Annotated in this window: 19 protein-coding genes; all 19 read left to right on the top strand. The window is 40.5% G+C overall.

Features of this window, described 5'->3' with window-relative positions:
- The first annotated feature begins 135 nt into the window (after positions 1-135).
- The gene (locus tag GH754_RS00305) at positions 136-999 is read left to right on the top strand and encodes a YitT family protein (protein ID WP_153726743.1); all 864 of its coding nucleotides are present in this window, start codon (positions 136-138) and stop codon (positions 997-999) included.
- 69 nt (positions 1,000-1,068) lie between these two features.
- Positions 1,069-1,497, top strand: coding sequence for a cytochrome c551 (gene cccB / locus GH754_RS00300; protein WP_153726742.1), 429 nt, complete (start codon positions 1,069-1,071; stop codon positions 1,495-1,497).
- Positions 1,498-1,822: 325 nt separating this feature from the next.
- On the top strand, positions 1,823-2,509 hold the full coding sequence (gene ftsE, locus GH754_RS00295) for a cell division ATP-binding protein FtsE (RefSeq protein WP_153726741.1): 687 nt from the start codon (positions 1,823-1,825) through the stop codon (positions 2,507-2,509).
- Positions 2,499-3,392: a permease-like cell division protein FtsX gene (gene ftsX / locus GH754_RS00290; RefSeq protein WP_153726740.1), complete on the top strand. Its 894-nt coding sequence runs from the start codon at positions 2,499-2,501 to the stop codon at positions 3,390-3,392. The genes ftsE and ftsX overlap by 11 nt, the downstream gene beginning before the upstream one ends.
- Before the next feature lie 35 nt (positions 3,393-3,427).
- Positions 3,428-4,696 carry a murein hydrolase activator EnvC family protein gene (locus tag GH754_RS00285; RefSeq protein WP_323741788.1) on the top strand — a complete coding sequence of 423 codons (1,269 nt, stop codon included), beginning with the start codon at positions 3,428-3,430 and terminating at the stop codon, positions 4,694-4,696.
- A gap of 143 nt (positions 4,697-4,839) precedes the next feature.
- Positions 4,840-6,309, top strand: coding sequence for a S41 family peptidase (locus GH754_RS00280; RefSeq protein ID WP_153726738.1), 1,470 nt, complete (start codon positions 4,840-4,842; stop codon positions 6,307-6,309).
- Between the two features lie 164 nt (positions 6,310-6,473).
- Positions 6,474-7,706, top strand: a complete 1,233-nt coding sequence (locus GH754_RS00275; protein WP_153726737.1) for a PDZ domain-containing protein — start codon at positions 6,474-6,476, stop codon at positions 7,704-7,706.
- Positions 7,707-7,932: 226 nt separating this feature from the next.
- Positions 7,933-8,511 (top strand): hypothetical protein, encoded by a 579-nt coding sequence (locus GH754_RS00270; RefSeq protein ID WP_153726736.1) that lies wholly within the window; start codon positions 7,933-7,935, stop codon positions 8,509-8,511.
- Positions 8,512-9,076: 565 nt separating this feature from the next.
- A complete protein-coding gene (gene treP, locus GH754_RS00265; protein ID WP_323741787.1) occupies positions 9,077-10,999 on the top strand; it encodes a PTS system trehalose-specific EIIBC component in 1,923 nt (640 codons plus the stop codon).
- 26 nt (positions 11,000-11,025) lie between these two features.
- Complete coding sequence (gene treC / locus GH754_RS00260; protein WP_323741786.1) at positions 11,026-12,687, top strand: alpha,alpha-phosphotrehalase; 1,662 nt, start codon at positions 11,026-11,028, stop codon at positions 12,685-12,687.
- A 21-nt stretch (positions 12,688-12,708) separates the two neighbouring features.
- A complete protein-coding gene (treR, locus tag GH754_RS00255) occupies positions 12,709-13,422 on the top strand; it encodes a trehalose operon repressor (RefSeq protein WP_153726734.1) in 714 nt (237 codons plus the stop codon).
- 45 nt (positions 13,423-13,467) lie between these two features.
- Positions 13,468-15,147 carry a glycoside hydrolase family 13 protein gene (locus tag GH754_RS00250; protein WP_153726733.1) on the top strand — a complete coding sequence of 560 codons (1,680 nt, stop codon included), beginning with the start codon at positions 13,468-13,470 and terminating at the stop codon, positions 15,145-15,147.
- Between the two features lie 372 nt (positions 15,148-15,519).
- On the top strand, positions 15,520-17,544 hold the full coding sequence (locus GH754_RS00245) for a LuxR family transcriptional regulator (protein WP_153726732.1): 2,025 nt from the start codon (positions 15,520-15,522) through the stop codon (positions 17,542-17,544).
- 45 nt (positions 17,545-17,589) lie between these two features.
- Positions 17,590-18,219, top strand: coding sequence for an SGNH/GDSL hydrolase family protein (locus tag GH754_RS00240; RefSeq protein ID WP_153726731.1), 630 nt, complete (start codon positions 17,590-17,592; stop codon positions 18,217-18,219).
- 152 nt (positions 18,220-18,371) lie between these two features.
- Positions 18,372-20,351 (top strand): excinuclease ABC subunit UvrB, encoded by a 1,980-nt coding sequence (gene uvrB / locus GH754_RS00235; protein WP_153726730.1) that lies wholly within the window; start codon positions 18,372-18,374, stop codon positions 20,349-20,351.
- 6 nt (positions 20,352-20,357) lie between these two features.
- On the top strand, positions 20,358-23,219 hold the full coding sequence (gene uvrA, locus GH754_RS00230) for an excinuclease ABC subunit UvrA (RefSeq protein WP_153726729.1): 2,862 nt from the start codon (positions 20,358-20,360) through the stop codon (positions 23,217-23,219).
- 74 nt (positions 23,220-23,293) lie between these two features.
- Positions 23,294-23,647 (top strand): YojF family protein, encoded by a 354-nt coding sequence (locus tag GH754_RS00225; RefSeq protein ID WP_153726728.1) that lies wholly within the window; start codon positions 23,294-23,296, stop codon positions 23,645-23,647.
- Positions 23,648-23,674: 27 nt separating this feature from the next.
- On the top strand, positions 23,675-24,343 hold the full coding sequence (bshB2, locus tag GH754_RS00220; protein WP_323741785.1) for a bacillithiol biosynthesis deacetylase BshB2: 669 nt from the start codon (positions 23,675-23,677) through the stop codon (positions 24,341-24,343).
- A gap of 152 nt (positions 24,344-24,495) precedes the next feature.
- Positions 24,496-25,605, top strand: coding sequence for a DUF4097 family beta strand repeat-containing protein (locus GH754_RS00215; protein WP_153726727.1), 1,110 nt, complete (start codon positions 24,496-24,498; stop codon positions 25,603-25,605).
- Positions 25,606-25,609: the final 4 nt, after the last annotated feature.

Here is a 25,609-nt window from a genome sequence, read left to right as displayed (position 1 = left end):
TTCAATCTCTAAATCCGCAATTGCACCCAACCTCTTTACCGCACTAACGCGTTACTCTGACGGCGTTTACACCCCATATCAAGTGTGATATAGTCCATAACGGTATAAATCGATGAAGTAAAGAGGTGCGACTACATGGCTAAGGCACGACGGAAACCGTTAACAGATAAACAACAAACAGTATTGGACTATTTTTTGGTTATATTAGGTTCTTTTTTTATTGCATTTTCATTTAATTTATTTTTACTCCCTAATGATGTCGCTTCAGGAGGAGTCGCGGGGATTAGTACACTAACTGAAGAAGTATTCGGCTGGGAACCCGCTTTTGTTCAGGGCTTTTTAAATGTCCCGCTCTTTTTAGCTGGGGTCATTGTTTTGGGTGCGAACTTCGGAGTAAAGTCCTTTCTCGGAACCCTCGCCCTACCATTCTTTGTGTACTTAACTCGTGATTTCAATCCTGCTACGATGAATCCTCTATTAGCTTCCATTTTCGGTGGTATGGGAGTTGGTGCTGGTCTTGGTGTGGTGTTTAAGGGGCGTGCATCTACAGGAGGGATTGATGTAGCTGCAGCTATTTTAAATAAGTATACGGGGATTTCCTTAGGTCTGTGCATCGCCCTTATTGATGGAACCATTGTCACGACATCTGCTTTTGTTTTTAGTGTGGAGCAGGCCTTGTATGCATTAATTGGCTTGTTTATGACTAGCCGAACCATTGACATTATTCAAGTCGGCTTTACGAACTCGAAAAATGTTATGATCATTTCGGATAAAACAGAAGAAATGAGGAAAGCTATTTTTGAAGAGATAGACAGAGGCGTCACAATTCTCCAAGGGGAAGGTGGCTTCACTGGGGCTGAACGTAACATTGTCATGTGTGTCGTTGATCAAAAAGAATTCACGAAATTGACAAAAACGGTAAGTAAGGTTGATTCGACGGCTTTTGTCATCGCAATGTCTGCCGCTGAGGTTCTCGGTGAGGGTTTTAAAAAAAACTGAATAGGTTATAATATCCAGTGAAGTGTATACTTACCACTTCAACATTAATCTTAAGGGGGATTAGTTAAGATGAAGAAATTCTTAATGTCCTTGCTGTTTGTATTGGCTCTTGTACTAGCAGCATGTGGCGGCGGCGACGATAATGCCGGCGAAGGCACAGATACTGGCAATAATGATGCTGGTACAGAGGAACAAGCGGATGAAGGCGATGGAGATGCCGGCGACGCTGAAGGTGGTGCTGGTGAAGACACTGGTGAAGAAGGCGACGGTGCAGTAGATACAGCAGCAGCGGAGGAAATCTTCCAAAACAACTGCTCAATGTGCCACGGTGCTGATCTTACTGGTGGCGCTGGTCCAGATTTAACTGCTGTTGGTAGCAGGTACTCTAAGGACGAAATTGTCAATATCATTCAAAATGGTAAAGGGAATATGCAGGCAATCAACATCAGTGAAGAAGATGCAAACACAGTTGCATCTTGGTTAGCTACAAAAAAATAATCTTTTCCCACAAACCTGAATTTGGTACAACCAATTTCAGGTTTTTAACTGCCCTTTTATCCCCACAAAACTACAATTTAACCCACTTTAAAATTTTATACTACACTTTAACTAAATTGAAATACAACTGTAATAAAATTACCACTAAAAATTTTGTAGATTGATGTTATAATAAGTAGTACCGAAATTTATACAAAATATGATAAATTCATTTATAAATATACAAGTCAAACTTGAATTCTAGTAAAAATGACAAATGACTTAAACATTTGAACATAGACAGCTTTGAATTTATTACAACTGGAGAGGCATGGGTGGTATCCGTATGATTGAAATGAAGGGAGTACAAAAAACGTATCGTAATGGCGTTACGGCTCTTCAAGGGATAGATATTAATATTGAACAGGGTGAATTTGTTTATGTAGTTGGCCCAAGTGGCGCGGGGAAATCAACTTTCATTAAACTCATGTACCGAGAGGAGAAACCAACTCAAGGTTCTGTTCTAATCAATGGGCATGATATCAGTGAAGTGAAAGAAAAATTAATTCCTCAGCTACGAAGAGGCATAGGAGTCGTGTTCCAGGACTTTAAGCTTTTACCGTCTCTAACAGTCTATGAAAACATAGCTTTTGCATTAGAGGTAATCGAGGATTCACCGAAAAAAATTCGTCGAAAAGTAATGGATGTACTCGATTTAGTTCAGTTGAAAAATAAAGCACGCTTTAAACCGGACGAGCTATCCGGCGGGGAACAGCAGCGAGTTTCCATTGCAAGAGCGATTGTGAACAATCCGAAAGTCATGATTGCCGATGAGCCAACCGGTAACTTAGACCCTGAGACCTCTTGGCAAATTATGAAAATTTTTGAAGAGGTTAATGCAAGAGGGACAACGGTCGTGATGGCAACACATAGCAAGGACATTGTAAATACATTAAAAAAACGCGTAATCGCGATTGAATATGGACGAGTAGTCCGTGATGAACAGCGAGGTGACTACGGTTATGAAGCTTAGAACAATTAAGCGTCACCTACGAGAAGGTAGTAAAAATATACTCCGTAACGGCTGGATGACCTTTGCGTCAGTCGGTTCGGTTACGACGACATTAATATTAGTGGGTGTTTTTCTCGTCCTCATGTTGAACCTCAACCAGATTGCTGAAAACGTTGAAGAGGACGTTCAAATAAAAGTTTTAATTGAGATGGGTACAGAACAAAAAGAAATTGATCAACTAGAAAACAAGATTAAATCCATCCAAGATGTATCGTTTTTACAATTTTCATCTAAAGAAAATGAACTTGAGCGTCTAATGGCAAGTATGGGTGACGATGGTGAGATGTGGAAGATGGTTAACCAGGATAATCCACTCAACGACGTTTTTGTGGTTAAGACAGAGGATCCGTTAGATACGATGGATGTAGCGAGCCGAATCAAGTCCTTCGATTATGTCGATAGTGTCGACTATGGCGATGAAGTTATTCAAAAGCTCTTTACCTTTAATGAGTATTCTCGCTATGTTGGTTTGGCCTTGATTGCAGCATTAGTGTTAACAGCCGCATTCTTAATTTCAAACACAATCAAAATCACCATCATGGCTCGTCGAAAAGAAATTGGGATTATGAAATTAGTGGGTGCAACAAATGGATTTATTCGTTGGCCATTCTTTATTGAAGGATTGCTCATGGGGATTTTAGGTGCCATATTACCTATTATCATTGTGGTGACGGGTTACTACTATCTATATGAAAATATGAAAGATCGCCCGTTAATCCCATTTATCGAATTACTTCCATTTAATCCATTTGTATGGCAAGTCTCATTAATTCTACTTGGAATTGGAGCATTTATCGGAATTTGGGGAAGCGTGATGAGTGTCCGCAAGTTCTTGAAGGTTTAGTTACGATAAAGAAAGTTTATGGGGAGGGGCAGAGCGTGAAAAATCGAATCATTGCACTTTTATCCGTTTTTGCTTTGATTTCCCTGACTTTTACATTCTCTGATGGTAGCAAAACATACGCTACCTCAGAGAGTGAATTGCGTCAGGAAATTAATGAAATTGAAAAGAAGAAAGAAGAAGTAGATAGTGAGCAAGTAGAAATAGAAGGACAGAAATCTGAGACCGAACAAAAAATTGCCGAAAATCAGGCTGAGCAAGACCGAATTAATTCTCAAATCCGCGATATTGACATGAAGGTAACGAATACCGAAAATGATATTCGTGAAAAGAAAAATGAAATCAGTCAAACGGAAGAAGAGATTAATAAGCTGAAAGAAGAAATCAAAAAATTAAAAGAGCGTATTGCAGAGCGGGATAAGCTTTTAAAAAATCGCCTTAAAAACCTGCAAAAAAATGGTGGGTCGATTAGCTATTTAGAGGTTCTGCTTGGAGCAAAGAGCTTCGGTGATTTCTTGGATCGTAGTACAGCTGTTTCCAAGATTATGGATTCTGACCGCCAAATTTTGGACAAGCAAAAGTCTGAAAAAGAACAGCTTCAAAATGACCAAGCCGAGGTGGAAAAGAAAAAGGAAACACTTGTGGCTCAAAAGGAAAAACTTGAGTCAATGAAACAGGAGTTAGCTCAACAGCGTGCAGATAAAGAAAGCTTAATGGCTTCACTAGAAGCAGAGGAAAAAGAGCTACATAAGCACAAGCTATCACTTAAAGAACAACAGCAGATTCTGGCTAACGAGAAGGCTGCGTTCAACAAATTGATTTCACAGAAGGAAAAAGAATTAGAACAATTAAAGTCACCACCTCCACAAAGCCAAAGCCATGGAGCTCCTGCCGTCACTAATGGGAACTTTATGAGACCGGCAACGGGAAGAATTACATCTGGTTATGGGCCAAGATGGGGAAGTTTACACCCTGGAATAGATATCGGGAAAAATGGTCGAAGTGGTGATGTGCCAATTGTTGCATCGGCTGGCGGTATAGTATCGAATTCCTATTATTCAACTTCCTATGGAAATGTGGTATTCATTACGCACTATATCGATAATCAAAAATACACAACCGTGTATGCTCATCTGTCTAGACGTGATGTATCAAATAACCAACTTGTAAAAAAAGGACAACAGATTGGCTTAATGGGTAATACTGGTGATTCCACAGGACCGCATTTACATTTTGAACTTCATGTCGGTTCTTGGAATTACGCCAAATCGAATTCTGTTAATCCATATAGCTACGTTAACTTCTAAAACGGACATGTTTACTCATCAGCCTTCATATAGTAATATAAAAGGCATCGCACATACGGTGTGATGCCTTTTACGTATTGGGAAACATATGAACGTCAAATTGTAAGAACCGACAGCCAGTGAGATGTTAAGAGGTGAAAACAATGGATGTAAAGAAGCGGTATTTAGTTGTGATGGTGATTTTGGCCATGGTGTTTGGCTCCATCCTAACGTACGTTGGTGTGGAGGTTTTCAACATTGGCCAGGCAAGTAACAACGACGAAGAACAAAGTCTGATAAGTACGGATGAAGACAAACAGAAAGTACTTGAGGAACAAAATGAGTTTAATGGCTTCGCTAAGGTTGTGCAAGCCTACAACATTATTGAGAAAAATTATTTTGAAGATGTTGAGCAGTCCAAGCTCGTCGAGGGTGCTATTCAAGGTATGTTAGATACATTGGAAGACCCTCACAGTGTGTATATGAACAAAGAAATGGTCGAACAGTTTAACCAAAGCATTGAATCTTCGTTTGAAGGAATAGGTGCTGAAGTCAGTATGGAGGATGGCCAGGTAACCATCGTTGCCCCAATTAAGGGTTCTCCCGCGGAAGATGCTGGCTTACGACCTAAAGATAAAATTTTAGAGGTTGATGGTGAAAGTCTTGAGGGACTAGACCTTAATACTGCAGTTTCCAAAATACGTGGGGAAAAGGGAACAGAAGTTGAGCTAACCATTCTACGTGCGGGCTCATCAGATCCTGTTACTGTCCCTGTTGTGCGAGACGAAATTCCTGTAGAAACCATTTATCCAGAAGTGAAGACGGTGGATGGAAAGAAAACAGGAATTATCCAAATTACGTCCTTCTCTCAAAATACAGCAGATGAATTTAATGAAGCTTTAGCCGATTTGGAAGAGCAAGGGATTGAAGGATTAATTATTGATGTTCGTGGAAACCCTGGTGGATTATTTACATCAGTGGAAAAAATTTTGGAGAACTTTATTCCAGAGGATCAGCCATATGTCATGATTCAAGAGAAAAATGGTGAAAAGATTCGCTATTATTCCGGAACAAAAGAGAAGAAGGAATATCCAATTGCTGTCTTAACCAATCAGGGAAGTGCTTCTGCATCTGAAATTTTAGCAGCAGCAATGAAGGAAGCAGGTTATCCGGTTATCGGGCAGACAACATATGGCAAAGGTACAGTGCAAAAAACCATTCAAATGGGGGATGGAAGTAACATTAAGATCACTATTTATCGTTGGTTAACTCCGGATGGAAAATGGATTAATGAAAAAGGAGTAAAACCGACGATGGAAGTTGAACAACCAGAGTTCTTCTACACGAGTCCGGTTGAAGTGGAAGAGCCATTTGAATACAATATGAACGATGAAAAAATCGCCAACGTGCAAAAAATGCTGGAAGGAATCGGCTATGATCCTGGTCGTACCGATGGCTATTTCAGTAAGCAAACCGAAGAGGCTGTTCAAGCCTTTCAACAGGAAAACGATTTAAATGCTACTGGAGTTATCAACGAAGAAACTGGCCAAAAATTGCAACAAAAAGTGATTGATGCGGTCAGAAATCAAAAAAATGATAAACAGCTTCAAGAGGCTTTAAATGAATTATATTAATACAAAAGCACCGTAGTGTAGGTCGTAACACTGCGGTGCTTTTTTTGCTCGATTTTTTTGGAAATTTATTCCATCTGAACAGAATTAATGTAATATACTAGCAGGAAATGCAATAGTCTTGTAGAATTTATAGTAACTAAGCTTTTCGTATCGGAGGGTACAATGTGATAAATATTTGGCTAGTTGAAATCGGAAGGGGTATGCTTTGGCTCTTCCTTCAACCCTTATTCTACTGGGCTCTATTATTAACGATAATTACATCCTACTATCGGAGAAAAAATGAACGACATGAATTTAGCTCCAGTGTGTACTCTTTTGGTGCAGAATGGGGAAGAACATGGCTGTTAAGCCTGCTATCAGGAATCATAATCTCGGCTGGGTTGATTACGATCGGAGGTACTATGACCTATCCAGTAGTATTGGTTCTATCCATTCTGGCAATTTTAGGGTCCATTACAGGAAGACTTTTCTTCCTTTCTTCAGGTTATTTTATAACAGGTGCCATTTTTATCATTTGGTTGCTACGTCAATATCCGATTGAGCAGATTCCGAGCCAATGGCAGGTGGAATTAAATTCTATTAGCTTTCCATTACTTCTAAGTTTAGCTGCTGTACTATTGGTAATCGAAGCATTATTATGGTTTACCGCTAAAAAGGAATATGCCTTTCCGGAATTGATCAAAGGGAAGCGTGGAAAATATATTGGACTTCATGTAGTAAAACGGCTTAGCGTCGTTCCATTACTCATCCCAATCCCAGGAGGAGCCATTGCAAGTTTAGCGCCATGGTGGCCGGTGCTTCCAATTGGCGAACAAGGCTATGGGTTCATGCTCGTCCCATTGCTCATTGGTATTCAGCAATCCTTCCAAGGACTCTATTCAGAGCATGGCTCCAAGCTTTTTGGCAAATGGATGTTAGGACTAGCCTCTGTGACAGCCCTTTTTGCTGCAGGAGGATTTTATGATCCTATTTTCGTTTATATAGGCGCTGCTGTTACTCTATTAGGCCGAGTTCTCATTCAACTTTCCATTCGTTTTGTTGATTTAGAAAAGCCAAGTATTTTCAGACCACAACCCGACAGCTTGGTGATTCTATCTGTGATTCAGGATTCACCAGCTGATAAAATGGGCCTTCAAGCTGGGGAGCATGTCGAAAGAGTACATCAAATTCAGGTATCAAACGAACAGGAATTTTATGATGCGTTACAGGAAAGCAGAACCTTCTGTAAGCTAGAGGTTCGTAACCACGAAGGTGAGCTTCGCTTTGTGCAGGGTCCTATGTTTGAAGGAGATCATCATGAGCTTGGGCTGATTTTTGTAAAGGAAAAGCCAAGATTTCGATTGTACCAGGACATCCCAACCTCAGTCGTTGTCCAGGAAGAACAACAAGTGAATTAAAGTGTTCAAAATCCCAAACATGGTGGCTTCCGTGTTTGGGATTTACTTTTGCTCTCACTCTCTATTCTAAATGCCCATTGTCTACCTATAATTTTATACTAAAGTATAATTTCCAATATTTCCTCCCTGTGGTAAAGTTTCAGAAAACATACTAGTGGATTACGAGAATGAAATCGTATGTGAATTCTGTTGCATTTCAATAAATTACAGGAAGGGAATGGAGAAAGTGAAACTTCGACTCACACTCATGGGGTTGTTGTTATTTGGATTGTTCTTGGCTGGATGTAGTAGCATTACTTTACCAGGTGGTGAAAATGGGGAGGATGTGACCATTGATTTCAAGGATGTCGAGGATGGGAACTTAGATATTACCATGGAGAATGAACAAGGCGAACAAGAAAGCTTTAACATTAGCTCTGACGGAGAAACGGCTAACTTTTCTGCTTCTGATGGCAATAGTACCCTTGATAGTCAAACTGGTGAAAATCTTTCATTACCAGATGATTTTCCTTCCGATTTTCCTCTGCCAGACGGAGCCAAGATTATATCAATTCAAACGATGACAGAGGATGGTAAAAAGGCTCATAGTGTTACCTTTCAATTCCAAGGCGATATCGAGGCAACCTTTGAAACCTATAAATCTTTTGCCGAAGAAAAAGGCTACACAATAGCAAGTGAAATGAAGATGGATGGAATGTATATGCTTAGCGCAGGAGATGAAAATGGTAATGGTGGATTTAATGTGAATTTATATGAGGAAGAATCTGGATTGATGGGCACGACACTCGTTCCGGTTGCTCAATAATTTGGCGTATTTTAACCCAAGTGAGGTTGTTATTAGACCTTGCTTGGGTTTTATTATTTACATAGTTTATAAGGTGAAAGGTCTCGGGCGTGAATGGGTGCACTTCTGATCGAAATAGGAGGTGATGTGACATGAATATTGCCCATGTTGACGTGAATAAAACGTGTAGACGGAATTAGCGGAGAAGTGGCAGGAATGTGGCATTAGTTGACATGAATCAGGTTTGAACTAAAGTGATTCTTAGAACATCTGACTGGAATAAGCTGCACGTAGACGGGATGCCAATTGTGCCAATTTGAGCAGACTGGATTCCGTCATACTGTGACCGAATTCCTCTATTAACTGACGGGAAAGTCGAAGAATCTGGCTTAATCCTGTGCAAAAATGATGGGATCCCTCTATCACACTTAGATTGATAAGCTGTAAAACCGGCCTATACACTCAAAAAATATTAAATTATGAAAATAATTGAAAGCCCTTGCACAACTTGTATATACAAGATATAATAAATTCGTAACTTGTATATACAACTTTTTATAAATGTGAACAAAGGGAGGACATCCTGGTGAATAAACAACAAGGAGTTTTCAATGGAAATATATTCGCTCCCCTAAGTGGAGAGGTTAAACAGCTTGGGCAGGTTCCGGATCCGACATTTGCTCAAAAAATGATGGGCGATGGATTGGCGATTGAGCCAAGTGAAGGGAAGGTCGTATCTCCAGTGGATGGAGAGGTTGTACAAATTTTCCCAACCAAGCATGCTGTGGGATTACGCAGTCAAGACGGTGTGGAGGTCTTAATTCATATTGGCTTGGAAACCGTTTCCTTAGAAGGGAAGGGCTTTGAAGCACATGTCAATCAAGGAGATAAGGTGAAGGTTGGCGATTCGCTTGTAACGTTTGATATGGATTATGTAAAGAAGAATGCAAAAAGTTTAATTACACCAATTATTATTACGAATGGTGATGTGCTTTCAACATTTGAGAAGACATCTGAATCAAGCGTACAAGCTGGAAATTCATCTTTATTCCAAGCAAATGTAAACGGAAACAATCCTCAAGCAACAGCGAATAATAAAAACAACAATAACCCATACGGAAATGAAGCTGAGGAAATAGTAGCTGCCGTTGGTGGTGTGGAGAATATCGACGCAGCTACTCACTGTGTTACACGTCTTCGTTTTGCTTTAGCAGACGATGAAAAGGTTGACCAAGAAGCGTTAGAAAACCTTGATGTTGTGAAAGGGTCATTCTCAACGAATGGTCAATTCCAAGTTGTAATTGGACAAGGTACCGTGGATAAGGTTTATCGAGCAATGGTGGATGCAACAGGCATTCAGGAAGCATCTAAGGATGATGTCAAAGCTCTTGGCGGGAAAAAACAAAACGCATTACAGCGCGGAATTAAAACACTAGCAGATATTTTTATTCCGATTCTACCGGCAATTGTTACAGCTGGTTTACTTATGGGGATTAACAACATTCTAGTTAATCCAATTTTTGGCGATCAATCTATTATTGAGGCATACCCACAGTGGGCTGGAATTGCCGACATGATTAATATCATTGCGAACACCGCCTTTACGTTCCTACCAGCATTAATTGGTTGGTCGGCTGTGAAACGGTTTGGTGGAAATGAACTATTAGGTGTTGTTTTAGGTTTAATTCTCGTACATCCAGACCTCATGAATGCTTGGGGCTATGGTGCAGCGTTAAAAGAAGGAACAATTCCAACCTGGAACTTGTTTGGATTTGAGGTTGAAAAAGTAGGTTATCAAGGACAAGTATTACCTGTCCTCTTAGCATCATGGGTGATGTCTAAAATTGAAATTTTCCTTAAAAAGCGTGTCATTGATTCATTACAGCTATTAGTCGTAGCGCCAATTGCTTTATTAGTAACAGGTTTCTTAGCATTTATTATTATTGGACCAATCACATTTACAATCGGAAATGGAATTACCAACGCGGTTGTGTCCGTATTTGAAGCCTTCCCAATGATTGGTGGATTCTTATATGGTGCTCTTTACGCTCCATTAGTTATTACGGGTATGCACCATACATTCTTGGCAGTGGACTTACAGTTGATTGGTAGCACAGGTACTACATTCCTATGGCCAATTTTGGCATTATCCAATATCGCGCAAGGTTCAGCCGTATTTGCGATGATGTTACTTGCTAAAGATGAAAAGCTTAAAGGTCTTGCAGGTACTTCAGGGATTTCAGCGTGGTTAGGTATTACTGAGCCTGCGATGTTCGGGGTGAACTTACGCTATAAATACCCATTCTATGCTGCTGTTTTAGGTACAGCAATCGGCGGTGCGTTCATTACGTTCCAGCACGTAAAAGCTAGTTCCATTGGGGTCGGAGGAATTCCAGCGCCACTTTCTATTGTATCCGGCAGCTGGCTATCCTTTATTATCGGAATGATTATTGTTATTATTGTACCGTTTATTTTTACGTACTTGATCGGGAAGCGAAAGTTTAAGTAGGACGAAAGGGAAGGAGTTTTTACGTAGTGAGTTCAGCATGGTGGCAAAACGCAACCGTCTATCAAATTTACCCAAAAAGCTTTAACGATACTACAGGAAATGGGATAGGCGATATTCAAGGAATCATCGAAAAGCTAGATTATTTAAATACATTAGGTGTCGACGTCATTTGGTTGACACCTATTTACCAATCTCCGCAAAAGGATAATGGCTATGACATTAGCGATTATTATTCGATTGAGCCGACTTATGGAACAATGGAAGACTTTGAGGAATTACTTGCTGAAACCCATAAACGTGGCATGAAGCTGATTATGGATTTAGTCATTAATCATACATCCACAGAGCATGAGTGGTTCCAGCAGGCGATTTCCTCGAAGGACAATGAATTCCGAGACTTCTACATTTGGAAGAATCCTGTTAATGGGGCTGAACCAAACAACTGGCAATCGAAATTTGGTGGGTCTGCTTGGGAATATGATAAAAAGTCAGGCCAGTATTATTTACACCTATTTGATAAAACCCAAGCGGATTTAAACTGGGAAAATAAACAGGTTAGAAAAAAGCTTTATGAGATGATTCGCTTTTGGGCAGAAAAAGGCATCGATGGATTCCGCCTCGACGTCATTAATTTGATTTCGAAAAATCAACAGTTTCCTAGTGATGACAGTGGGGATGGTCGAAAGTTTTATACCGATGGCCCACGAATTCACGAATTTTTACATGAACTAACCCAAGCTGTGTTCAAGCCTTATAACATGATGACGGTCGGTGAAATGTCATCTACAAATCTAGAAAACTGTGTGCTATACACGAATCCAGAGCGTGAGGAACTAGATATGACGTTCCAATTCCATCATTTAAAGGTCGATTACCCGAACGGAGATAAGTGGACGAAGGCTCCATTTGACTTTATCGAGTTGAAAAAGATTTTATCCCGCTGGCAAAAGGGAATGCATGAGGGCAATGGCTGGAATGCTTTATTCTGGTGCAACCACGACCAACCACGTGCAGTATCACGGTTTGGTGATGAAGGGGAGTATCACCGAGAATCTGCTAAAATGTTAGCCACAACCCTTCATATGATGCAGGGAACGCCTTACATTTATCAGGGGGAAGAGTTTGGCATGATGAATCCTCATTTTACTTCCCTAGAGCAGTATCGCGATGTGGAGTCTATAAATGCCTTTAACATATTAAAGGCTGAGGGCAAAACAGAACAAGAAATCATCGAAATATTACAGCAAAAGTCTCGGGATAATGCTAGAACGCCGATGCAATGGTCAGATGAACAGCACGCTGGTTTTACATCAGGAACACCCTGGATTGAAGTAGCCAGTCATTATCCAGAGATCAATGCAGAACGAGCTACTCAGGATAACCAGTCCATTTTTAAACATTATCAACGGCTCATTAATCTAAGGAAAAACTATGATATCATTACAAATGGAGACTTCCAGATCCTTCTGGAGGATGACCCAAATGTTTTTGCTTATACACGAAATGGACAAGGCGAAAAGTTAGTCGTGGTAAGTAATTTTTATGATGAAGAAATAAAGGTAAATCTACCAATCGAAAATATAGACCAATCACGGCTCTTGCTTTCGAATTATTCAGATTCAGAGCCCTTATCTCAACAGCTTAGCTTACGTCCATACGAATCTTTGATTTATTATATAAGTGAATGACAAGACAAATGGGGTAGGACAATGAAGAAGAAATATCTGACCATTTACGATGATTTAGTGAAAAAAATTCAATCGGATGTTTGGCCAGCATCCACTTTGCTGCCGTCTGAAAATGAGTTAACGACTGAATATGATACATCCAGAGAAACGATTCGAAAGGCTCTTAATCTGCTGGCGCAAAATGGTTATATCCATAAAATTCGTGGAAAGGGCTCTGTTGTGCTAGATATAAACAAGTTCTCTTTTCCAGTGTCAGGAATTGTTAGCTTTAAGGAATTGGCCCAGCAGATGAACCAAACAAGTGAAACCATTGTCGAGGAAATTAGTGTTATAGAGGATAAGGCTGTGACCGATAAGCTGCAACCCTCTGAACAAAGCCAAATCTGGAAAGTAGTGCGGATAAGAGAGATTTCTGGGGAAAAAATAATTTTGGATAAGGATTTTTTCAACGCGGATTATGTGCCTATTCTTTCTAAGGAAACATGTCAAAACTCGATATATGAGTATATTGAAAATGATCTCGGACTAACGATAGCATATGCGGAAAAAGAAATTGTAGTCGAGGAACCTACACAAGAGGATCGAGAGTGCCTAGATTTAGAAGGGCATTCTAATGTTGTGGTCATCAAAAGTCATGTGTATTTAGAGGATACGAGTCTATTTCAGTATTCGGAGTCCAGACACCGCCCTGATAAATTTCGATTCGTTGACTTTGCGAGAAGAGTAAAAAACTAAAGCCACCTTATCAAGGTGGCTTTTTTAAAAACGGAGGCATACATCATGAAACGAACTTGGTGGAAGGAAAGTGTGGTTTACCAAATTTATCCTCGTAGCTTTAAGGATAGCAATGGGGATGGTATTGGTGATATACAAGGAATTATTGAGAAGCTTGATTACATAAAGAATTTAGGAGTAGATGTGATATGGCTCTCACCTGTATACGAATCCCCAAACGACGACAATGGCTATGATATTGCGGATTACTATCGCATTATGGACGATTTCGGGACGATGGAGGATTGGGAAGAGCTATTAGACGAAATGCACGCTCGAGACATGAAGTTAATCATGGATTTGGTTGTGAATCACTCCTCAGATGAACACCAGTGGTTCCAAGAAGCGAAAAAATCAAAGGACAATCCATATCGAGACTACTACATATGGCGTCCAGGCAAGGATGGCAAGGAGCCAAATAACTGGAAGTCAACCTTTAGTGGTTCAGCCTGGGAATACGACGAAAAGACGGATGAATATTACCTTCACATCTTTAGTAAAAAACAGCCTGATCTAAACTGGGAAAATCCAAAGCTTCGTCAAGAGGTTTATGACATGATGAAATGGTGGCTGGATAAAGGGATTGATGGGTTTCGGATGGACGTCATTAACTTTATTTCCAAGGTTCCTGAATTGCCAGACGCGCCGAATCCAAAAGGACAAAAATATGTGTCAGGCAGTCGTTTCTTTAAAAACGGGCCGCGGGTACATGAATATTTACAGGAAATGAATCGTGAAGTCTTATCCAAATATGATGTGATGACAGTGGGTGAAATGCCTGGTGTAGATGTGGAAGAAGCGAAGAAATATACCAATTTGGAACGTAACGAGCTCCAAATGGTGTTTCAATTTGAACATATGGATCTCGACCATGATTCCGATAAATGGGATTATAAGCCGTTAGATTTAAAGGACTTAAAGGATAGCATCTCCCGCTGGCAAGAAGGGCTACACGGAACTGGTTGGAACAGTCTATATTTAAATAATCATGATCAGCCTCGTGTCGTATCTCGATTTGGAAACGATAAAGAATATCGAGTAGAGTCGGCAAAAATGCTGGCCACATTTCTGCACATGCTGCAAGGAACCCCTTATATTTATCAAGGGGAAGAAATCGGCATGACCAATGTTCAATATGAGTCAATTGAAGAGTATAAGGATATTGAGATTTTAAACATGTATAAAGAAAAAGTCATTGATGGCGGTGAGGCCCATGACAAGGTGATGGAGTCCATTTATGTCAAAGGACGTGACAATGCTCGGACACCATTTCAATGGAATGACCAAGAGCATGCAGGCTTTACAACTGGTGAGCCTTGGATGAAGATTAATTCAAATTATCCAACCATTAATGCCGAGCAGGCGGTTAACGATGAAAATTCCGTATACCATTATTACCGACAGCTCATTCAATTACGGAAAACACATGAGATTATTGTTTATGGAGATTATCGTTTAATTCTCCCTGAGGATGATCAGATATATGCCTATATGCGCACACTTAGCGATGAAAAATTATTGGTAGTGACCAACTTTAGCGATGAGTCAGTACCATTCAAATTGCCAGAGGAAGAAAGCTTCCAGGCTAAGGGGTTGTTAATAAGTAATTATGATGTAGATGGAGTAGAGGACTGCTCATCTTTTACAATGAAACCTTATGAGGCACGTGTTTATAAAGGAAGTTAATCTCACAGGTCTGCCCTTTATAGTAGCAAATGGACTCATGGACATTATTTAATATTGGGCTAACGTAATGTCCGTTAGGGATTGTATCAAGGCCATTCCTTCTTAAACGGAGGGATGGTATGTCCCTCAGAGCTTGTCTCAGGGACAATTCAGCCTTTTTTGAAGAGAGAAAGGTCTAACAGTGGCTTCATCATGGCCGTTTCATAGTAAATAGCAGCTAGAAACGTCCGAGATCAACTGCATTGCCCATTAACCACTTCATATTCGAAGTGGTGTTTTTCAATATTTCGAATATAGTATTAAAGAGAGAGTATAGTATGGTATAATAATCAGCAAAATGTTCAAAATATTCAATTAAGGTGGTTCGTTGGTATGGGGAATGAGAATTGGAACAAGGAGAAGGTCTTACTAACGGAGCAAGTCCATCGTACTGAGCTTGAATTATTTGTGGGACGGGATGATGAACTACATCAATTAGGAGAACTATTTGCATTAGAGCCCTTTCCATACCGGTTAATCCAATTACACGGAATCGCAGGTGTTGGGAAAACCCTATTGATTCATAAGTTACAGGAACGACTTCAGCTCGGTAGCGGTGAATTTTTCACGATTGATTGTAGAAAGACCTCTAGAATTGCTAATCTATCATCCCGAAGTGTATTAGATGTAGTGAAAAAATTATATCGGGATGACAAAGTCAATCAATTTATCGATTTTATTACGAAATCAGATCGAAAACGCATTCTGGTGATTGATCATGTCGATGAACATCATGAGGCTGAGGAGTGGATTCGGGAAAGTGTTGCCCATGAGGTACCTGAACAAGTGATGATCATGGTTGCGGGTCAAACGCCACTCCGTGGACCGTGGCTGAATTCCCCTGCCTGGCAACAGGTTACGAAAAAAATAGAACTCCAAAAACTATCCTTCCTAGATGTAAACCAGTATGTGAATAAACGAGGATTCTTAGAGACCTCCGTTTCCTATAAGCTATGGAATGCAACCAAGGGTCATCCTCTTGCCCTTTCGCTGTTTACCTCTAGATTAATAGAAGAGAAGAATATCAATTTGCAGGAGCAATTTGATTTAATTCAGTATATGGTTGAGTTTTTCATAGAAGAGGTGAAGCATGACCGGGACCTACGTGCTTTGATTGAGATTTGCACCATTCTTCACTTTTTCAATGAGGATAACCTAAGTTATATATATCAACAGCCAGTTTCAGAGACAATGTTTGATCAGGTGCTGGAAACCTCGTTTGTTAAGCAAGGTAAAAATGGTTGGTTTGTTGATAACTTTATTCGGCAGTTGTTAAATCAGTATTTTAAGCACCGAAATCCACGACGTTTTAAGGATATCTCGAAACGGTGTGCAGCCTATTATCGGCATAAGATTTTTTCCAAGCCTGATCAGGAATACCTCATACTCTATATTTCAGAGTTTATTTATCATTTAGGAGACAATATGATCACAGCATCTTTATATGATCAATCGTCTCCTGTTCATTATTCCCTGCAATCCATTGATGAGAGTAATTTTGATGAGGTGGAACAATATTTTGAAGACCGTAAAAAACAGGCCTTACACTATGAGGTGGATTACTATCAGTTAAATAGTGAGGAAAAGTATTCTTTCAAAGTTTCCAAGGAACATAACCAGCGAGAAAACCAGTTAATTGATGTTTCATATTTGAAGCAGCTTGGGTACGATGTTTTTCGAATTGCAAAGGATCACAATGGACAAATGACGGGCCTATCGATTGTGATTCCGATTAATAGAAAAACCATTCCTTATTTAAAGGAAATGCCAGTTACCAGAAGTTATTTTAATCGGTTAGCAAAGGCAGAAATGTCAGAAATGATGGTTGATGAGAGGGAAACAGCTGGTTACTTTATTCGCATGATCGATGTAGTCGACCCAAAGGACCCGTCAAGACGGTCATATTTATTATATAGTCTTATGCCTTTGCTTCTTTCAGGTGGTCGGATCATTACGTCTACACCGCTTAAAATGTATCAGGATATTTTGAAACGATTTGGCTTTGAACAAGTGAAGGGGGCTACTCATTTTGATTATGGTCCAAATGTTCCCTCACCAACGTATATGCTTGATGTAAGAGGACCTAAGCTGGTGGCTTATTTGGATCAATTGGCTGCTCAGCTGGAACAAGGGAGTGGGCTTGAGTTGCCAAGAAAAAGTCTACCCTTTTCGCCGCGGGAGTTTGAGGTGGCCGAATTGATTATGGAGGGGTATACCAATGACGAAATTGCCTCGACGTTGTCTGTTAGTCAAATAACCGTAAAGAAGCATGTTAGTAATCTATTAAAAAAAATGGAAGTAAAAAATCGCGCTTTGCTGATTCGTCGGTTGTTGGATTATGTGAAGAATTCGAATTAAGAACTAATCGTTAGACGATGCATATCCTATTCAGAGGTGTTCAATATGAATAGGATTCCTTTGTTTTATCTTGCATTGGGAGACTCCATAACGATTGGAAAAGGCTCTTGGTACTCGATAGACTTTACTCAACTTTATAGCCGTTTAACCGAACAGACGGTAGCACGTCCTGTGTTCCCGAAGAAGCTGGCCAAAAATGGGGCAACATCTGAGGAGTTTAAATGGTGGATGAACCGCCATGACATTATGTTAGATATTGAACAGGCGGATATCATCACGATAACCCTGGGTGGAAACGATCTACGACTGGCATGGAAAATGTTTTTGCGCATGAGAGATGAACATGTACTGTGGTATACCTTATCTATTGCAGTTCAAAATATAGCCGATATTGTCAAACATATTTTATGGACTCAGAATCAGGTAGGGAAAACTTGCTTGCTACGAATTGTAAATGTGTATAATCCGGTACAACATCCGTTGGCAGATGAAGTGGCTCAAAGGTTTAATGAACAGTTGACTCGCCTTGAGGAGATAGAGTCAGGTGTGAAAATAGTGGATGTATATCATCGTTTTAGAGGAATGGAACGTAAATTAATATCAATAGATGGTTTTCACCCGAATAAAAGAGGACACTTTGAAATTGCCCATGCAGTACACCAAATAGGTTGTTAGAGTCTCTGGTAGATCCATGCAGCCAGGGACTTTTTTTGCATTCAAATCCAAAAATCAATATTCTTATTATAGAGAGTACTTTACGATAGAATGTTTGTTCGCATTTGTGTTATACTGATTAAAGGAATTGTCGGAGAAATGGAGGGGCTGCTTTGGAAAATCAGTTTAAGTTACAATCAAAATATAGTCCTCAAGGTGATCAGCCGAAAGCGATTGCCGAGCTTGTGGACGGCATAGAAAAAGGGAAGAAAGATCAAACATTACTTGGGGCAACAGGTACGGGGAAAACCTTTACGATATCGAATGTTATTAAAGAGGTAAATAAACCGACATTGGTTATTGCTCATAACAAGACGCTCGCTGGGCAATTATATAGTGAGTTTAAGGAATATTTCCCGAATAATGCGGTGGAGTATTTCGTTAGTTATTACGATTATTATCAGCCAGAAGCCTATGTACCATCAACCGATACCTTTATCGAAAAGGATGCTAGCATCAATGATGAAATTGACAAGCTTCGCCACTCCGCTACATCATCATTGTTTGAACGACGCGATGTTATTATTGTCGCTAGTGTATCCTGTATTTACGGTCTCGGTTCACCAGAGGAATACCGTGATTTGGTACTTTCGCTACGCCTAGGAATGGAAAAAGATCGTGATGAACTATTGCGCAACCTGGTGGACATCCAATATGCCCGTAATGATATTGACTTTCAACGGGGAACCTTTCGTGTCCGCGGGGATTCGGTGGAAATCATTCCTGCGTCGCGTGAGGAGCATTGTTTACGGATTGAGTTTTTTGGAGATGAAATAGACCGTATTCGAGAGGTGGACGCACTGACAGGTGAAATTATTGGAGACCGGGAACATGTTGCGATTTTCCCAGCCTCCCACTTCGTAACCCGTGAAGAGAAAATGAAACGGGCGATTGCCAATATTGAAAAGGAATTGGAAGAACGGTTAACAGAATTACGTGCAAATAATAAATTATTAGAAGCACAGCGACTTGAACAACGGACGAATTATGATTTAGAAATGATGCGGGAGATGGGTTTTTGTTCAGGGATTGAAAACTATTCACGCCATCTGACTTTTCGTGATGAAGGATCCACACCTTATACATTGTTAGATTATTTTCCCGATGACTTTTTAATGGTTGTCGATGAATCTCACGTGACACTTCCTCAGGTTAGAGGGATGTACAACGGCGACCGAGCACGAAAGATGACGCTGGTGGATCACGGTTTTAGACTTCCATCAGCATTGGACAACCGCCCACTTAAATTTAATGAATTTGAAAAAAAGATCAACCAAATCGTTTATGTATCCGCAACACCAGGTCCATATGAGCTGGAGCATACACCAAAAATGACTGAACAGATTATTCGTCCTACAGGTTTACTTGACCCTGAAATTGAAGTTCGGCCGATTAAAGGGCAAATTGATAACTTAATTGGTGAGGTGAAGGAGCGGGCAGAGAACAATGAGCGCGTTCTCGTTACTACATTAACCATTAAAATGGCTGAGGACTTGACGGACTACTTAAAGGATGTCGGTTTTAAGGTTGCTTATTTACATTCAGAAATTAAAACCTTAGAGCGAATTGAAATTATCCGAGATTTACGACTTGGAAAATATGATGTCCTTGTAGGGATTAACTTGTTGAGAGAGGGCTTGGACATTCCGGAAGTGTCCCTCGTTGCTATTTTAGATGCTGATAAGGAGGGGTTTTTGCGTTCACAGCGCTCCCTTATTCAGACAACTGGACGAGCTGCGCGTAATGAAAAAGGGAAGGTCATTATGTATGCTGATAAAATAACAGATTCCATGCAAATTGCCATTGATGAAACGTATCGTCGTCGTGAAAAACAAATTGCCTATAATAAAGAGCACGGAATCACCCCACAAACCATTCGTAAAGAAGTTCATGATGTCATCCGTGCTACTCAAGCAGCTGAAGAAGGCGAGGCATATGAAAAAACACAATCGTTTGCGAAACTGACGAAGAAGGAAAAGGAAAAAACCATCGAGCAAATGGAAACCGAAATGAAACAGGCTGCGAAGGATTTAGACTTCGAACGGGCAGCTGAATTAAGAGATATTATTTTGGAGCTCAAGGCGGAAGGATAGATTGAAATGAAATCAATTACAGTGCAAGGGGCAAGAGCCCATAATTTGAAGGATATAGACGTAAAGATTCCGAAAAATAAACTGGTTGTGATGACAGGACTTTCAGGCTCTGGGAAGTCCTCTTTGGCATTTGACACGATTTATGCAGAGGGACAACGACGTTATGTAGAATCACTTTCAGCCTATGCGAGACAATTTTTAGGACAGATGGATAAGCCTGATGTCGATGCCATTGAAGGATTATCTCCTGCCATTTCGATTGACCAAAAGACGACAAGTCGTAATCCACGTTCCACTGTGGGAACGGTAACGGAGATATATGATTATTTACGATTACTGTATGCGCGTATTGGACGTCCATATTGTCCAAAGCACGGCATTGAAATCAGCTCTCAAACCGTTGAACAGATGGTAGATCGCATTATGGAATACCCTGAACGGACAAAGCTGCAAATTTTGGCTCCAGTCATTTCAGGACGTAAGGGTGAGCACGTTAAGGTGTTTGAGGACCTGAAAAAGGAAGGGTATGTACGCATCCGTGTTGACGGTGAGATGCATGAGGTTACCGATGAAATCAAGCTTGATAAGAACAAAAAGCATTCGATTGAAGTGGTCATCGATCGAATCATCGTGAAGGATAGTGTCGTTTCAAGACTAAGTGACTCGATGGAAACGGCTCTGAAGCTTGGTGATGGTAAAGTTGTAGTAGATGTGATTGGCGAAGAAGAGCTGTTATTTAGTGAAAAGCATGCCTGTCCTGTATGTGGCTTTTCGATTGATGAGTTGGAGCCACGGATGTTTTCCTTTAACAGTCCATTTGGTGCCTGTCCAACCTGTGACGGTTTAGGGACAAATCTTGAGGTTGATGTTGATTTAGTGATTCCTGATTGGGATCGAACATTACGAGAGCATGCCATTGCTCCCTGGGAACCGACAAGCTCACAATATTATCCGCAGCTATTGAAAAGTGTGTGTTTCCATTATGATATTTCCATGGATGTGCCAGTCAAAGATATTCCTCGAGAAAAGCTTGATAAGGTCCTCTATGGAAGCGGGGTAGAACGAATTCATTTTCGGTATGAAAATGATCGTGGACAAATCCGTGAAAATGAGATTTATTTTGAAGGTGTGTTAAATAACGTGGCTCGCCGCTACAGGGAAACCACTTCTGATTGGATTCGGGAGCAAATGGAAAAGTACATGACGCAAAAGCCTTGTCCAACCTGTGAAGGATATCGATTAAGTGAGGAAGCTTTGGCTGTAAAGGTTAACGATAAGCATATTAGTCATGTGACGGACTTTTCGGTAACAGAGGCACGTGGATTTTTCCAAGGACTTACCTTAACAGAAAAAGAAAAGCAGATTGCCCATATGATTTTAAAGGAAATTTCTTCTCGTTTAGCTTTTTTAACAAATGTAGGTTTAGATTATTTAACCCTTTCCCGTTCGGCGGGTACGCTATCCGGTGGGGAGGCTCAACGGATTCGGTTGGCTACACAAATTGGGGCAGCCTTAACAGGAGTTTTATACGTATTGGATGAGCCTTCTATTGGGCTGCATCAACGGGATAATGATCGGTTAATTTCTACACTGCAACAAATGCGCGATTTAGATAATACGTTAATCGTTGTGGAACATGATGAGGATACGATGCTTGCGGCTGATTATTTAATTGATATTGGTCCAGGTGCTGGTGCTCATGGTGGTGAAGTCGTCGCTAGTGGAACCCCTAAGCAGGTTATGAAAAATAGAAAGTCATTAACAGGACAATATTTATCCGGTAAAAAGTTTATTTCATTACCTCGTGAACGTCGCGTGGAGGAGAAGCGCTTTTTAGAGGTGATTGGCGCTGAGGAAAACAACTTAAAAAATGTAGATGCTAAGATTCCACTAGGTGTTATGAATGTGATAACAGGTGTGTCCGGTTCAGGTAAGAGCTCGCTAATTAATGAAATATTATATAAAGCGGTCGCACAAAGGCTTTACAAAAGTAAGGCTAAGCCTGGTAAGCACAAACAGGTAAAGGGGATTGAGCATTTAGAAAAAGTTATCGATATTGACCAATCACCAATTGGACGTACACCAAGATCCAATCCAGCTACCTATACGGGTGTGTTTGATAATATTCGTGATGTATTTGCTCAAACAAATGAGGCGAAGATTAGAGGATATAAGAAAGGGCGCTTTAGTTTTAACGTAAAAGGCGGTCGTTGTGAGGCCTGTCGTGGTGATGGAATCATTAAAATTGAGATGCACTTCTTGCCTGATGTCTATGTGCCATGTGAGGTTTGTCATGGCAAGCGCTATAATCGAGAGACTCTTGAGGTGAAGTATAAAGGCAAAAACATTGCTGATGTACTAGAAATGCGCATAGAAGAGGCATTAGAATTTTTTGAGAACATCCCTAAAATTAAGCGCAAGCTACAGACCATTTATGATGTAGGACTTGGGTATGTCAAGCTTGGTCAGCCGGCAACAACCTTATCCGGTGGGGAAGCACAGCGTGTAAAACTGGCTAGTGAGCTTCACCGACGTTCGAATGGAAAGTCTCTTTATATTTTAGACGAACCGACAACAGGCTTACATGTGGATGATATTGCAAGACTACTAAGTGTCCTTCAACGATTAGTGGATAATGGGGATACAGTTTTAATTATTGAGCATAACCTAGATGTCATTAAAACGGCCGATTATATTGTTGACCTTGGCCCAGAGGGTGGAGACGGTGGTGGCACGATTGTCGCTACAGGAACACCAGAGGAAATTGCTGAGCATACATCATCCTATACAGGTAAATATTTAAAGCCTGTATTGGAACGAGATCGTGAGCGAATGGAAGAACGTTTAAAGGAAAAGGTAACCACTTAAGATTGATGAATTGAATCTTTTGAGCGGGTTCGCTAAGCTATGAATGAAGACCTTTTTTGAGAGGAGATTTTACAATGAAGGCTATTGAGCTAGATGAGGTACAAAAGGCCTTAGATCAATATTCAAATCGCGATGTTTACATACATTTGGAAACGACAAATGGGGCATATGCCAAGCATTTTGACCGTAATGCCTACAATGTGGGAGCGTTTATTCGCAATGCAGAAGTGCGTTATACACGGGCTAAGCTGGTTGATGCTGGTGATGCATTTCGTGTCGGTTTAAAAATGGATAAGGGATGGATCTATGCGGAAGGGGTTACAGATTGGGAGTTAAACGAAGACGGACAGCTCCTGATGGCTGGGCATGATTCTGAAGGCAGAGTGATGGTTGCTTTACAAATTAGTGAAAATCCTTTTCGTTATTAACAAGGCTGGAAAGAGAGGAGAATAGCAGTGCACAAACATGTTATTGTAATTTACCCACATCCAGATGACGAGTCATTTGGGAGCTCAGGAACGATGACACAGTTTCGTAACCAAGGTGTCCCTGTGACGTATTTATGTGGAACACTAGGTGAAATGGGACGCAATATGGGTAACCCGTTTTTCGCCAATCGGGAAACCCTTCCAGATATAAGAAAAAAAGAACTGCTTGATGCTTGTAAGATTTTAGATGTGAATGTGGAGATGCTAGGCTATCGCGATAAAACGATAGAATTTGAATCCCGTGATGAAATAGCCGAGCATTTGAAGGGGTATTTAGAGGACATAAAGCCTACTCTTGTCATTACACATTACCCTGGTCATGCCGTTCACCCAGACCACGATGCGATGGGAGCAGCTGCAGTGGAGGCAGTCCGCAAGATGGACCCGGAAGACCGACCAGAGGTGTGGGCACAGGCGATTACCAATGACCGCTATGAAACGTTAGGTAAACCAGATATTGTGAACAACGTTGAGGCGGAATTTGATGTCAAAGTAGCCGCCATCCAAGCACACCGTTCCCAATTTGAAGGCATGTTCCAAAAAATGAGACAAAGCCCCGATTTTAAGGGCCAATATGAGGATGTCATGGAAAGATTCAAACACGAGGAATTCTACCAATGGCAATTCAACAACTAATCAGCGTCTAACCACGCTGATTTTTTATACTTTCACACTTTACCACTGTAAAAGAGCGGGGGACAGACCCCAGATGCTTTAAAGCATTAAAGTGAAACCTGGTACTGGTGTGAATCGTATATGGGGTAGAAGAGTTTGAAAGGAGACTGGCAATGGAAGAGGAACGGAAGCGAATATTGAAGATGATTGAGGAAGGAATGCTTTCAGCTGATGAGGCAAGCGAGTTACTTGATGCTTTAGATGACGCGGAAAAAGCCCAGACCAATGGTAAAAAAATTCAAAGTGATCTTCCTTCTACCAAGGTAGATTGGAAAAATGGGGAACAGCACCAAAAAGATCAAAACGACGCCCATAAACATTCAACAAAGGATAAGATATTTGATTTCATTGATTCCACCGTAAAGAAAATCAAAAACGCTGATTTTGATTTCAATTTTGGCTCTTATAAGGAAGTGTCACACATATTTCAATATCAAGAGACCCCTATTTCCTCGTTTCAAATTGAAATAGATAACGGTAGTGTCGATGTTCAGACCTGGAATGAAAATGAAATTCGCATCGAATGTCAGGCGAAGGTATATAAAATTGAAAATTATGATCTAGCTCGTGCCGAATTGCTAAAGCGACTAAAGGTACAGATGGATAATGATCGACTAAATATCGTGCTAGGCACCAAAAAAATAAAGGCAGATTTTAAAATTTTTCTCCCAAATCATATCTATCAATCTTCGGCCATAAAAATGTTTAATGGGCCTGTCTCATTAAAGGATTTACAAATTCCATCTCTAAAGGTGAAAACATCAAATGGGAAGATTCATTTGCAACAGGTTGAAGGTGAGGACTGGGAGATCGAGTCCATGAACAGTAACATCTGTTTAGAACGGGTCAAAAGTGGGAAGTGTGAAATCGAGACGATGAACGGTTCTGTTAAAGTGGATGGAGAATTTAAGAAAATTGATTCCCAACTGATGAATGGGAATATACAAGGGTATTTACGTGGCATGGCTACCCATAGTGGTTACTTTAAAACTACTACAGGCTCTATTCATTTACATGTCCCAGCTGACCTAGCCATCGATGGAGAATTAAAATCCAGTATTGGGAATGTGAAGTGCCATTTACCAAACCACAAAGTAATGAAAAGTGAAAGTGAAGTGCTGAAAAAGCAAGTACACTTCCAATCGAATGTCGAGAGCACCCCTTTCCTTTATTTAGAGGCGGAATCGAAAACTGGTAGTGTTAGAGTAAATCCTTTAAAATAAACAG

The organism is Salinibacillus xinjiangensis (genome assembly GCF_009649735.1).
GTDB classification, from domain to species: domain Bacteria; phylum Bacillota; class Bacilli; order Bacillales; family Alkalibacillaceae; genus Salinibacillus; species Salinibacillus xinjiangensis.
Note: the sequence above shows the minus strand (reverse complement) of the source record. Positions and strands in the feature narration are given on the sequence as shown.

What these genes read in the sequence shown, in the direction of transcription:
- GH754_RS00240 (WP_153726731.1), top strand. Translation starts at nt 17,590, where the DNA reads ATGAATAGGATTCCTTTGTTTTATCTTGCATTGGGAGACTCCATAACG.
- GH754_RS00245 (WP_153726732.1), top strand. Translation starts at nt 15,520, where the DNA reads ATGGGGAATGAGAATTGGAACAAGGAGAAGGTCTTACTAACGGAGCAA.
- GH754_RS00225 (WP_153726728.1), top strand. Translation starts at nt 23,294, where the DNA reads ATGAAGGCTATTGAGCTAGATGAGGTACAAAAGGCCTTAGATCAATAT.
- treR (WP_153726734.1), top strand. Translation starts at nt 12,709, where the DNA reads ATGAAGAAGAAATATCTGACCATTTACGATGATTTAGTGAAAAAAATT.
- cccB (WP_153726742.1), top strand. Translation starts at nt 1,069, where the DNA reads ATGAAGAAATTCTTAATGTCCTTGCTGTTTGTATTGGCTCTTGTACTA.
- GH754_RS00215 (WP_153726727.1), top strand. Translation starts at nt 24,496, where the DNA reads ATGGAAGAGGAACGGAAGCGAATATTGAAGATGATTGAGGAAGGAATG.
- ftsE (WP_153726741.1), top strand. Translation starts at nt 1,823, where the DNA reads ATGATTGAAATGAAGGGAGTACAAAAAACGTATCGTAATGGCGTTACG.
- GH754_RS00250 (WP_153726733.1), top strand. Translation starts at nt 13,468, where the DNA reads ATGAAACGAACTTGGTGGAAGGAAAGTGTGGTTTACCAAATTTATCCT.
- ftsX (WP_153726740.1), top strand. Translation starts at nt 2,499, where the DNA reads ATGAAGCTTAGAACAATTAAGCGTCACCTACGAGAAGGTAGTAAAAAT.
- uvrA (WP_153726729.1), top strand. Translation starts at nt 20,358, where the DNA reads ATGAAATCAATTACAGTGCAAGGGGCAAGAGCCCATAATTTGAAGGAT.
- GH754_RS00305 (WP_153726743.1), top strand. Translation starts at nt 136, where the DNA reads ATGGCTAAGGCACGACGGAAACCGTTAACAGATAAACAACAAACAGTA.
- GH754_RS00280 (WP_153726738.1), top strand. Translation starts at nt 4,840, where the DNA reads ATGGATGTAAAGAAGCGGTATTTAGTTGTGATGGTGATTTTGGCCATG.